This is a genomic window from Paenibacillus sp. J31R30 (assembly GCF_059692115.1).
Genome location: NZ_JCAUAV010000023.1, coordinates 35,436 through 47,946, shown reverse-complemented (window position 1 = coordinate 47,946; position 12,511 = coordinate 35,436). Strand labels below are relative to the sequence as shown.

10 protein-coding genes, 1 rRNA gene and 1 pseudogene are annotated in these 12,511 nt (G+C 45.6%); 3 read left to right on the top strand and 9 right to left on the bottom strand.

From position 1 onward, the window contains the following. From AC58QO_RS32905 to AC58QO_RS32895, 3 genes are all read right to left on the bottom strand, one after another. Positions 1-108: ribosomal RNA gene (locus AC58QO_RS32905) — 16S ribosomal RNA — on the bottom strand; the annotation flags it as partial. A 453-nt stretch (positions 109-561) separates the two neighbouring features. Then, on the bottom strand, positions 562-1,311 hold the full coding sequence (locus tag AC58QO_RS32900; protein ID WP_497272997.1) for a YwmB family TATA-box binding protein: 750 nt from the start codon (positions 1,309-1,311) through the stop codon (positions 562-564). Between the two features lie 70 nt (positions 1,312-1,381). Then, on the bottom strand, positions 1,382-1,774 hold the full coding sequence (locus AC58QO_RS32895; RefSeq protein ID WP_497272995.1) for a VOC family protein: 393 nt from the start codon (positions 1,772-1,774) through the stop codon (positions 1,382-1,384). A 449-nt stretch (positions 1,775-2,223) separates the two neighbouring features. On the opposite strand from AC58QO_RS32895, the gene AC58QO_RS32890 reads away from it, so the two are divergent. Beyond that, positions 2,224-2,502, top strand: a complete 279-nt coding sequence (locus AC58QO_RS32890; RefSeq protein WP_497272993.1) for a hypothetical protein — start codon at positions 2,224-2,226, stop codon at positions 2,500-2,502. Positions 2,503-2,594: 92 nt separating this feature from the next. Here the strand turns inward: AC58QO_RS32890 and AC58QO_RS32885 are convergent. Then, positions 2,595-5,246 (bottom strand): annotated as a pseudogene (locus tag AC58QO_RS32885) (ATP-binding protein); the annotation flags it as partial. Positions 5,247-5,397: 151 nt separating this feature from the next. Between AC58QO_RS32885 and hisC the strand changes: the two are divergent. Next, positions 5,398-6,516 (top strand): histidinol-phosphate transaminase, encoded by a 1,119-nt coding sequence (gene hisC, locus AC58QO_RS32880; protein ID WP_497272991.1) that lies wholly within the window; start codon positions 5,398-5,400, stop codon positions 6,514-6,516. A 145-nt stretch (positions 6,517-6,661) separates the two neighbouring features. Next, positions 6,662-7,129, top strand: a complete 468-nt coding sequence (gene mscL, locus AC58QO_RS32875) for a large conductance mechanosensitive channel protein MscL (RefSeq protein WP_497272989.1) — start codon at positions 6,662-6,664, stop codon at positions 7,127-7,129. Between the two features lie 29 nt (positions 7,130-7,158). On the opposite strand, the gene AC58QO_RS32870 is transcribed toward mscL, so the two are convergent. From AC58QO_RS32870 to AC58QO_RS32850, 5 genes are all read right to left on the bottom strand, one after another. Beyond that, positions 7,159-7,917 (bottom strand): (S)-benzoin forming benzil reductase, encoded by a 759-nt coding sequence (locus tag AC58QO_RS32870; protein WP_497272987.1) that lies wholly within the window; start codon positions 7,915-7,917, stop codon positions 7,159-7,161. Between the two features lie 112 nt (positions 7,918-8,029). Further along, positions 8,030-8,950, bottom strand: coding sequence for a stalk domain-containing protein (locus tag AC58QO_RS32865; protein WP_497272985.1), 921 nt, complete (start codon positions 8,948-8,950; stop codon positions 8,030-8,032). An 80-nt stretch (positions 8,951-9,030) separates the two neighbouring features. Beyond that, positions 9,031-9,504: an NUDIX hydrolase gene (locus tag AC58QO_RS32860; RefSeq protein WP_497272983.1), complete on the bottom strand. Its 474-nt coding sequence runs from the start codon at positions 9,502-9,504 to the stop codon at positions 9,031-9,033. A gap of 691 nt (positions 9,505-10,195) precedes the next feature. Beyond that, positions 10,196-11,233 (bottom strand): adenosine deaminase, encoded by a 1,038-nt coding sequence (add, locus tag AC58QO_RS32855; protein WP_497272981.1) that lies wholly within the window; start codon positions 11,231-11,233, stop codon positions 10,196-10,198. A 238-nt stretch (positions 11,234-11,471) separates the two neighbouring features. Beyond that, positions 11,472-12,509, bottom strand: a complete 1,038-nt coding sequence (locus AC58QO_RS32850) for a FecCD family ABC transporter permease (RefSeq protein ID WP_497272979.1) — start codon at positions 12,507-12,509, stop codon at positions 11,472-11,474. Positions 12,510-12,511: the final 2 nt, after the last annotated feature.

Sequence of the window (12,511 nt, the reverse complement as noted above, 5' to 3'; positions counted from 1 at the left end):
ACTCACCCGTCCGCCGCTAGCTTACCCCGAAGGGTAAACCCGCTCGACTTGCATGTATTAGGCACGCCGCCAGCGTTCGTCCTGAGCCAGGATCAAACTCTCCATAATAGTTTGGACAATTGCTTGTCCGTATATCTGAAAGCTTAATTGCTCATTTGCGTTGCTAGCGAGATTTTGCAATCTCTTTTTGAACGATTTCTCGTTCGTGCTTACTCACTCGTTGTTCAGTTTTCAAAGATCAATTTCTTTCACTCACTGCCGTGTTACCGAAGCAGCGAGAAGTAATATACCACAGAACGTTTCTCAATTGCAAGCATTTTTTTCTTGTCAATTGTTGTCGGTGTCTGTCGGAAAGTCATCTTACCATACCTCATTGTCGGAAAGCAAGTCCACTTTCATTTCGTTCGTGGTTGTTTGCTTCAGAACAACGAGGACTAATGTACCATGCCTACAAATCAATTACAACCCCTTTGGAAAAGTTCCACTATTGCCATTGTTTCGAATTGTTCCTACAAGTATTCGGAACTAAAAAAGGATGCCTGCACGGCACCCTCTCCCCATTTAATATTCCATTGTGATAATTGGTGTCCCTACGGTTATACGCCAGAGTCCTGAAGTCGTATCTAGATGAAGTGCGATTTGGACATTCACCTTTTGGTTACCACTTTGTATAGAAGCTTCGAATTCAGATGAAGCAAGCGACGTACTGAAGGTCGTGGCATCTTCGTAGCTTTCAACAACGTTTCCTTTATAAGCATGAACTAGCTCAGCTAGGAATTCCTTGGGGCTATTTTGTAATGAGATATCCTCAGCAGTATTTCCTTGTGTCATCACATTCCATATGCCTTGAATACCCTGTTCCTTTAATTGTGTGCTCATTTGCTCCTGCCATTTCAAAAGGCGGTCCTGTTCCACATTTCCCAAAGCATCCAATCGCAACACAGCATAACAAGCTGATTGACCCACAGGACTGGCAACCGTTAGTGTCATCACCGCGCCTGCTTCAACTTCTGATTTTACTGAATAGATACCGCGTTGGGAGGAAAGTTGCTCCTTATTCATTGGCATAAAGCCCAGATCTTGCGACAAGCTTTCGCCAGCGGCCATTACCTTGGCATCCACACCATCACACGTTCCAAAATAGCCTGTATATTTAAAGGTAATATGTTGATTCGATTTCATAAACGGCTTTGCCACACTCAGTAATAACCGCGCATCTTGTTCGGCCTGAGCATCTACATGACGGATCCACCCGAAGAAGAGGCCAAGGATGGTTGCACCTATCAACATTTGTGTCCAAACCTTTGACATGAAAAAAGCACCTCTTCGCTAGAATCTATCACTCTAGTAAAAGGATGCCCTAATCTAGCAAATGCTAAACCTATCCACGCGTTGATTGGAAAAATTCAATTCGCTCGCCATCTAACCCATTAAAGAAGAAATACCTAGAACCGTTCGGCAGTGTTGTAATTTCCGTATCCAGCTGATTGACCTCTAGGCCTTGAATTCTTGCGAATTCGGCTTCCACATCATCTACAGTAAAAGCCAAGTGATGCACTTTGCCTTCCTGCGGCAGGTTGGCATTATACCCTTCGATCAGTTCAACTTCCGTTTCACCTTGATTATCAAAACCAAGAAACCCAAGTCTAATTACGCCATTGGTATGAAGCAACGTATCTTTGTGCTTAAGTCCGATCACATTTTCATAAAATGCAATAGATGCCTCTAAGTTTGCTACCATGACACCCACATGCTCTAATTTCATTACCGCCATAAGTAAGTACCAACCTCCTTAATCTAACCCTCTTCATTGTAGCGAAAAATAGTGAGAAGGGCTAGACGGCGATCATGTCATTAAAATTGTCTCCATTTCTCCGTTCAGAGAGAAGAGGGTTACCTCGGTATTCGTTGTGTGAACTAATCCCAGGTTATCAAATACGCTCCTCACCTGAGCATTCGTGAGATGTTTCGTTATGGTTTCTACGGCTCGCTGTGAATACTCTTGGTACATAGATTCGAAAAAAATGAGAACTTCTTTTTCCCCGATTAACACTTTTGTGTGTAGCATCTAGCAGCACCTCCGATTCTGATAAGTCAATTGTATAATTTGGGAACTAGGAAAGTATGAGGACTTCTTTAGGTTTATGTTAGGTTTTCAATCTTCGCAAAAAAAGAGGTGTCCGTGTATAATAAATACGAAAGCAAAGACGGGAGGGCTCCAGCATGAGGTTGTTAAAGCTACTGCAAATCTATGAGGTGGATGGGATTACCCCCAAGCATCGGTCAGATCGATTCGATTTCGATGAGATTCAAGGGCAAACATTTCTTGAAGTGAACCCGACCGAAGTTGGATGTCCAATGACATTATCCGGGGTTAGGCAACCTACACCATTCAAAACAACACGCGTGCAAGCGATCGATCAAGACGGACTGGATTTCCGAGTATTGACGCGCAACACCATTTACCATTTTGAGGTTCATACAGAACGAAATGTGCTGTGACACAAAAGACCTTTGACTACTCCCTAAGTGGAAGTTATTCAAAGGTCTTTCTGTTTCTATTTACTCAACCAAACATGCATAAGAGTGAGCAGTTGGCTTACATGCAGCGGCTTGCTAATATAATCGGAAGCACCAGCCTGCAAGCAGATTTCCCTGTCCTGTTTCATGGCCTTGGCAGTGAGGGCAATGATTGGGACCTCGGCATATTGCTGATTTTTCCTAATCAAACGCATCGCTTCATACCCATCCATAACCGGCATCATGATATCCATGAGGATTAGCTCAATGCGATGCTCCTTTGCCAACAGTTCAAGGCACTCTTGTCCGTTCTGAGCAACGCTCACAATGATGCCCATTCGCTCAAATGCATTACAGAGCGCAAATACGTTACGCACATCGTCATCAACAACAAGCACTCTGCGATCTTTAAAAAGCTTGCTATTCTCAATGTCAGAGCATTCCTGACCGGAGTCCCGAAGCAAATATTCACTGATTGTGGCCGTGGATGCAGCGGCAGCTTCCAAATGCATGGAGGTGGTTTCCCCCAACAGATGCGGTAAAGACGGCACAAGTACAGTAAAGGTGCTGCCTTTGCCTTCCTCACTTTGCATATAGATGCAGCCTCCAAGAAGCCTCGCCAACTCTCGGCTAATCGACAAGCCCAAGCCTGTCCCTCCATATTTCCGATTCGTTGTGCCATCCGCTTGACGGAACGGTTCGAAGATAACCTCTTGCTTCTCAAGCGGTATACCTATACCGGTATCCCTGACGGTAATAGCCATAACCTGTGTGGGCTGAATTGAAGGCAGCAGCTCCTCAATTTGATCCACACTGCACAGCCGAATATCCACTTGTACAGAGCCATCATGGGTGAACTTAAATGCGTTGGAGAGCAGGTTTTTCATAATTTGACTGAGTCTCTGTTCATCTGTATAGAAGATTTTCGGGAGATGAGTATCCAATTCAATCTGAAATTTAAGCTTTCGCTGTTCGGCTATTTTCTCAAATTGACTTTGCATCAGCTCCGGAAGCCAGTTAATATGCAGCTCGCTAATATGAATATCCAATTTACCTGCTTCAACTTTGGACAAATCTAGAATATCATTGATCAGCAGCAGTAAATCGTTCCCTGAAGAATGAATAACTCGGGCATACTCCTTCTCGTCCTGTGTCAGGGTTCGATGATTGTTCTCTTGGAGCATCTGGGAAAGGATCAGGATACTGTTAAGCGGCGTACGCAGCTCATGGGACATGTTAGCCAAAAACTCCGATTTGTATCGCGAGCTCATCTCCAATTGAATAGCATGTTCTTCAAAGGAGGCTTTCATGTGCTCCAGCTCCCTCGACCTTTCATCTGCGTAGCGATTTCTTTCCTCCAATTGTTCATTGGTTTTATGCAGTTCTTCTTGCTGACATTGAAGCTCCTCGGTCATGACCTGATACTCTCTCAGGAGCCGCTCCAACTCAACACGTGTTTGCACGCTATGTACGATCGTTCCTAACACTTCTAGAATATCATCCAGCAAACTTAACTGAAGTGACGTAAATTTCTCAAAAGAAGCCAGCTCCATAATGGCAATGACTTCTTGATTATGGATAATCGGAACAATAAGCACACTTTGCGGGCTTGCCGACCCCAATCCTGATTTCAAGCTGATATAGGTTTCAGGAACGTGTGTAAGATGAACGATTCGCTTCTCAATCGCACACTGACCAACTAAGCCTTCCCCAAACTGGAAATACGGTTTCCCTGCTTCAGCACTCTCGCCCATCGCCGCATAGGCCGCCAACCTCATCATACTTTCCTTATCTTCGTGTACGCTTCGAATGTAGAATACACCGAAGGATGCACCAAACAATTCCGCCGCTTTGCGGATAAAGGATGTTCCTAACGTTTCCAAATCAGAAATACCTTGCAGCATATGGACCACTTCTGTCAACTTCCGCTGCTGCCACTCGATCTCTTCTTGACTCTCCAGCAAGACGTTCGTGGCGTCAGCCAAATCTTTCACTTCATCATTCATCGTGACATGAATGCGCTTCGAACGATCCCGCTTCATGGAACTGAGCTTGATGATGCTCTTGGTGACCTGCTTAATCGTCCCAACAATCGATCGCGAGATAACGATCGCGGTAATCAATGAGAAAATGAGTACGAGTCCCAGCATGACAAATAACGAGTTGGTGAGCATCTCATTCTGTGCATCAAGATGTGCCGCCCGATCCCTGACATACCCCATTTCCAGGGTGCGAAATCGACTTAATTGCGAGCGAATATCGAGAATATTTTGATGGGTGACAAAGAATGTAAATTTAAAATAACTCTCGTTTTCCAAACCATTTCTCATCGTGGGGATAGTCCCACCTGTTTGTATAAGCCAATTTTCAATCGAGTGTTTGAGGGTGGCCAGATTCTTCTCCTGCACAGGATTATCATTCGTTAATTCTTCTAATCGGTTATAAGAATCTCTCCACTTGACCTCTCCAGTGGTATAGGGTTCTAAACATTTAACATCCCCTGTGAGTGAGTAGCCTCTTTGCGCATTTTCCATATCCATGACATATTTCTCAAGAAGATTCGATTCTCTACTGACGGCAAAGTCGTGCTCGATCACATAGTTGCGATCTCTTTGCATGGAGGCCAACTGATGATTAACAAGTACAAATGATAGCGTTAAACAGAAAATGATGAATGCATATCCAATCATAATTTTGGCACGAATACCGAATCTCATCTTCCTCATCCTGCTGCCATCCCTTCTCTATGAAGAACACCTATAATTTGTATCATATACCAAACTACCATTAACTGGGTACGCAAACTTTTCACTTTACTACTTTACCAAGTTAATGTACTATCTAAATAAAGTAATTTAAAGAGAAGGAGCGGTGCATATGAAAGGTCCAGGTATCGAAAATATCAAGACCCGCAGCATTTTATCTTCAATGAAACCCTACACGCCCGGTAAACCTATTTGGGAGGTTCAACGCGAATTCGGGGTCACACAGGTTACGAAATTAGCCTCTAATGAAAATCCATTAGGCCCTTCCCCTCTTGCTCTGGAGGCTATTCAATCTTATGTATGTGACATTCATCGCTATCCGGATGCGGAGACTGTTCAACTTCGAGAGGTTATTGCAGAAAAACGCGGATTCACGCCTGATCAGGTTCTGGTTACCAATGGAGGAGATGAACTGATAACACTTCTCTCCGAAACTTATTTAGAGCCTGGCGATGAGGTCATTGTTCCCTCACCGACATTTAGCGAGTACGAATTTGGAGCCAACTTACTTGGAGCTAGCATTATTCGCGTACCTCTTGGTGAGAACTATCGCTATGAAGTAGAAGCTATTCTCGAAGCCGTAACTGAACGCACCAAAATGCTCTATATTTGTTCTCCAAACAATCCGACAGGCACATATATTGCAAAAACAGACTTGCACCGACTTGTAAAAAGTCTTCCCTCTCATGTACTTGTGATCTTCGATGGCGCGTATAGCCATTTCGTAACCGCTGAAGATTACTGCGATGGCCTTACGCTAGTCCGTGAAGGCTTTCCGGTTGTCGTGCTGCAAACTTTTTCCAAAATATATGGCTTGGCAGGCATACGAGCGGGCTACGGCATCGCCGATGCTGGTATTCTGGAGCGAATTCGTCAGGTCAAAGAGCCTTTCAATGTAAACATGCTCGCACAGGTTGCCGCTGCTGCAGCCATCAAGGATGATCAGCATCTCGAGTCAACACGTTCGAATAATGTAAAGGTGAAGGAAGAACTCTATACCGAATTGCGCGCACTATCTATCCCTTTCACGCCAAGCATGAGTAATTTTGTACTCGTCGATCTGGGGCCGCAAGCCAAAACCATATATGACAATTTGATGCGTCGCGGGGTTATTGTACGATATGCCGGGGGCTGGAATCTTCCGAATCATGTTCGGATTTCGATTGGGACTTCCGAAGAGAATGCTGTGCTTGTTCAAGCTTTGAAGGAGATTATTGGTGTGAGGGTGTAGGCAGGGCACGTCCGAGGGTAGATTAGGCACATATGAACCCCTTTCTATTATAAAAAATCGTCCCAAAAATCGGTTAGAGCGCATTTGTTTGGGCTCTATCAACTATGGTACAATGCTATCAATCATAGTCTCATGGGGGTACATCATGCTAAAAGAATTCAAAGATTTTGCATTCAAAGGAAACATGCTCGACCTTGCAGTCGGGGTTATTATCGGCGGGGCTTTCGGTAAAGTCATAACGTCAATTGTGAATGATTTGGTCATGCCGCTCGTTGGTTTGCTTATTGGTAAAGTGAATTTCAATAATTTGTTTTTCGCATTAAATGGGGAACATTACGCTACATTGGCAGACGCTATTAAGGCTGAAGCTCCTGTTTTTAAATACGGTCAATTCCTATCAACCTTCTTAGATTTCCTGATCGTAGCGTTCGTTATTTTCATGGTTGTTCGTCAAATCGGCAAGTTCCGCAAGAAGGAAGCACCGAAGGAAAAAGCAGTTACAACCAAAGATTGTCCTCATTGTTTATCTGAAATACCTGCGCAGGCTTCACGCTGCAAGTTCTGTACCTCTGAGCTTTCGGCTGGAGGCAAGGTTAGCGGCAGCATTCAATAGATACGTAGAGAGAGAGAGCCCGTGTCGGATTACGACACGGGCTCTTTGGTGCGCAAGTCGGCGACCTCGCCTTGTTGGAATGCGTTCGCTTGCAGCAAGTACAACAGCTGCTTAGCGGTATCTTCGGGTAAGCGCAGCTCGCCTTGCTTTTTGAGCTGGACGAACCGGCCCACCTGCGGGAAGTCCTCTTCCGAAGCAGCGCGAATCTCCCGCTGCATATCCGTGTCTACCACACCCGGTGCCACGGAACAGATCAGCACAGGGTGTTGCTCACGCGCTTGCTCGGTGCCGACGCAGCGCGTGAGCATGTCCAACCCGGCTTTGGCGGTGCAGTAGGCACCCCAGCCGGGGTAGGGCTTGCGCCCCGCGCCCGAGGAAATGCCGACGACCCGCTTCATGATCGGCCACGCTTGCGTGAGCCGAATGAAGCTATTCGTCAGCACCGCGAGTGAGACGAGATTGACCTGCAAGCTGCGCTGCAGGTCGCCTGTGGCTGCTCGGCCGATCGACGTCATCGGCTCGAGCATGCCCGCGTTGTTGATGAGCGTGACGGATGCCACGCCATCCTGTTTGGAGAGGATTCGCTCCATGAGCGAATCGAGGCCTTCGGTTTGCGCCAAGTCGTAAGCGTGGAAGGTCAGCTGACCTTCCACGCGCAGCGCCTCTTGGTGCAAGGTCTCGTTCTCGCTGCGGGAAATGTAATGGACCGCAGCTCCTTGCTCTAGCAGCTGCCGGATGAGGGCAGCGCCGAGGCCTTTGGAACCGCCAGTAATGATGTAGGTATGCATGTATGCCTTCCATTCCTTTTGAGATGAGTCTACTATATCGTAGCCTTGCTCTTAAATTGCTTGTTTAATCCTATTCATGCTGGCTTATTGGCAGAAAGCTATTATCCGCAGCTCACTGTGCCAACTCCACTTTTACCGACTTATACTTCGTGAAATCGCCCTTGCCAACAAACACCGCAAAAGGCATGATTCCCCGAGGCTTCTCCACCCCTAGCGTCGTGGTTGCCGTCCCCAGAACACCGCCCTTTTCATCATAAAACGTAACAGCAATCGGTTTATTCGCAGGTATCTCCTTGTCTACCACACTGTCTAAAAAGCCCCTAACAATGGTATATTCCCCACTCTTCAGAACATCAACCAAACCAAAGGTGACCTTATTGGAAGTATCCTGAATGAAAGCTGGCGCTGTATACCCAGGCATACGTGCAGGAGAAGGCGTGTTGCTTTCTAATGTAACCATTTTATAAGCAGAAATATCGGTTTGACTCGTTGTTTGGAAAGAAATGATTTGCTCCTTCAGTATCGGTATTTGATTGATCACATAAGGTAACTTCTCCATCAACTCGCCTTTATCGTTCCAGAAAGCAAGGTTGCCTGCTGCATCTGTTTTGCTTAAATCGACACCTGGATTCAATGACTGATAAGCTTCAATATACTTATAATCCCATGCATCATGGCCGATAAACAGTTGTCCCTTAATGACTGAATGGGTACCCTCTTTCTGAATAGATATGTGCCCTGCACTCATCCCAGGATTATTAATATCCAGAATCGTAAAGCCGTCATCGACAACTATGGTTTGCGTTGCTTCATCGTAGGCCACTTTATTCCCCATGTTCTCCGCAATAAATCGTACAGGAACGTACACATGCCCATCATAATTCAACGTTTGATAGCCATCCGTACTTTTCTTTTCACCATGAATGATGAACTTAGCTGGAAAAAGGTACGTCTGCACCATATCCGACGCATACACACCCGTAGCCGCAGTCAACCCAATCCCGCATGCTAAGCCTAGAATAAACTTTTTCATTTCAACACTCCTGTTCATGCTATCTCTATTTCAAATCTGTTCTGACTTAGACGTTAGAGACCCCGTGCAAGTTGCGTAGTCTATGTACGACAACCACTAGCTAATGACTTTCCTCTTTTTACATAAGCCTCTATACTTTCCCTATACACTTCCCCCACCACTTCAGGCAAATGGTGCACATCAAAATATCGCAAATCCCTGCTTTCAGCTGTTTCTATAGCTAACTCACCTGTAGCTTCACTTGCCATATAGGCCACGGTTACCGCAAAAAATTCATCACCATTCGAAAGGGTGCAATGATACTTAGGGCCAGAAAACACATCAACTAATGACAACTCACCAAGTGTCAAACCAGTTTCTTCAAAAAATTCGCGCCTAGCTGTATCTTCAAAGGACTCTCCCAAGTCCATAAGCCCTCCTGGCAACCCCCAGGTTTCATTCGGCCTTTGCTGCAAGAGAACTTCCCCAAGCTCATTGACCAAGATCACGACTGCTCCAGGCAAAATGATGGGATTATGCCCAACGAACTGTCTAAGCTGCTTGTAATACTCCACGATAGCCACGCCTCCAACCGCAAGGATTTGAAAATATTCCCTTATTTTAACATAGTGTGCATCCGTATAAATAAGAAAAGCTGCTATTGAAGCCCTTCGAGGATGAGTGACCGCGCTTTAAAGCGGAGAGACTTTGGTCTCCGACCAAAGATCCCTATATATGGTAGTATTGAGGCAGGCAACCTCCAAGCTGCAAACGACAACCAGCTTACTCTTTCTATCGGCTGAGAAATGCAAAAGTGCATCTTTTCTCTATCAAATACACGATTTCAGATTAAATTGATGCAAAAAGGCATCAATTTCTGTATTTTCCGCTCTGATTAATCTTTTACGACCCCAAAAGATGCCTTTTTGCATTTATTCAAAACGTTGAAGTGAATTCCTCTGAAAAGGATGCTCTATTGCATTTTTGCCATCACATATGAACCGAACATAATGAGAAAAACTTCTATCGAAGCCCTTCGAGGATGAGCGACCGCGTTTTAAAGCGGAGAGACTTTGGTCTCCAACCAAAGATCCCTATATATGGTAGTTTTTATCGCCAATAAGAATATGTTCTTCCGAGTACCGGAAACTTATAAATTCTTATGTGGTAAAGTAGGGAAAGCTTTGCTTACCCCAAAAACTTATAAATTCCGAGATGTCAAAAAAAATCTGCTGCGCATCGCAACAGATTCCCTTCAGCTTTCGCTCAATTATATACACCCAAGCTGCTAAGCTCGGCTTCCATCTCTTGTTTGAACATGATTTTATCGCACTTTCCCATAAAAGCCGCCTCCACACCATTCATGATAAGCTTCACTAGCTCCGGTGTTGTAAAAGCAAATCGCTCCGCGAGCGCACGATACTCATTGGTTATATTAGTACCGGATACGCTTGGATTATCGGTATTAATCGTTACGATCAGCCCTTGATCCAAGTACTCCCGGATCGGGTAAGCCTCCCACGAAGCTACGGCCTTCGTTTGGATATTGGAGATCGGACACATCTCTAGCGGGATACGGCGATCCTTAACCATTTCCAAAATTTCCGCATTCTCCTTCAGCCTCACCCCATGCCCGATGCGTGTGGCACCCAGATGTGTGACCGCCTCGTAGACGTTAATCGCACCTGCCGCTTCACCTGCATGAATGGTAACAGGAATGCCCAGTTTATGTGATCTAGCGAACACTTCTCGGAAAAATTCAGGAGGATAAGTCGCCTCATCGCCAGCCAAATCAACAGCAACGACGCCCTTTCCTACAAACTTTGCCGCTGCTTCAATAACTTCCAAGTTATCGGCACAAGCGTGATTTCGCATACAAATGGCAATGACACCGAATCTCGTTCCAAAATCGCGTTGCGCACGCTTCAACCCTTGGGTAACGTAGTGGAACGTCTCTTCCAAAGTTAACCCCATGTTGCGATGCAGCTGAGGCGCGAAACGAACCTCAACATATCGACAATTGTGCTCCACGGATTGCTCTACCACTTCATAAGCAACACGTTCTAAGGCTGCCCCTGTTTGCAGGAACTTTGTCGTAAAATCGAATTTACCTAAGTATTCAATAAGACTGCCGCAATTGTCAGTCACTCGCATATGCGGGATGAGTCCATCTTTATCGTAAACAGGTAATGATATGCCTTGTTGGAGAGCGAGCTCCAGAATCGTCTCGGGCTTCACACTTCCATCCAAGTGTAAATGAAGATCCACCTTAGGTAATCTCGCTAACAAATCAGTTGTTCGCATGTGAGCCATCTCCCATCTCTCCCTTTGCCTCTCTGTGGCGCCAGCACGCTAGAGAAGAATTTTAATTACTTTAAACGAATGTTAGAATTATGTCAATATATATGACAATTAATTTATTGTTTTAGTATATGCGTCATGTTATCTAACATTTACATTAGATTTATGAAAATAAAAAAAATCCACAGCAGGCTGGTAGGCCCACTGTGGATTTCTATGTTTTGCCTCTTACGAAGCCCTCTTACGAAGCCCTCGTCCGAACTAGTAAATACAGAAAATAAGGCGCTCCGATTACAGCGGCTACGATACCTGTCGGAACCTCTGTTGGCTGAAACATCCCTCGCGCGATCGTATCCGCGACAATAAGCAGCAGCCCACCTGTGAGTGCGGAGGCTGGAATTAAATATTGATGCTTGGGTCCAACTAGCCTTCTGGCCAGATGGGGACCAGTCAATCCTACGAAGCCTATTCCACCGCCGACAGCCACACATGCACCTGCAAGAGCAACGGCTGCAGCCAATAATCCAAGTCGTTCCCGCTCCATCCGTATTCCTAAGCCAATGGACGTCATCTCCCCTAGGTTCAGCACATTCAGCACATTCGCTTTGAACATGACGTAAGGAATGAGGATGACAATCCACGGTAATAAGGCCAGTACAAACTTCCAATTCGTACCCCATATACTTCCGGCTAACCAGACCTGTACGAACTGATAATCCGTCGGATCCAAGCGAATGCTGAGCAGCAGCATCAGGGAAGCAATACCCGCGGAAACTGCGATCCCGACAAGGAGTAGACGGGATGACGAGATGCCTTTACCTTTTATGTACGAAAGGGTATAAATCAATAGCGCGGCCAAGCCTGCCCCCAGCATCGCGATCATCGGCATGAAGAACAATGGACCTGAGGCATTATTTTTATAAAAGGATACGACCAGAATGATCGCAAGTCCCGCTCCTGCATTGATACCTAGTATCCCTGGGTCGGCCAGCATATTTCGCGAGATTCCTTGCAGGATGGCGCCAGAAACCGCTAGCCCCGCTCCAACTAATATCGAAATGACGATACGCGGCAACCGGAAATCAAAAAGGATAATCCCCTGCTTTGCAGTCCCGCCTCCAACGAACGTTCGCAGCACCTCAAGAGGGCTCAAACGTATGACGCCTGTGTTCATACTTATAATAAAAACAATGATAATAAGTACAGCTAATACCGACATGACCGTAATTGCTTTTGCCGATCTTGTTTTTTTCATGCTTGCATGCTGCATCGTTGTCATGA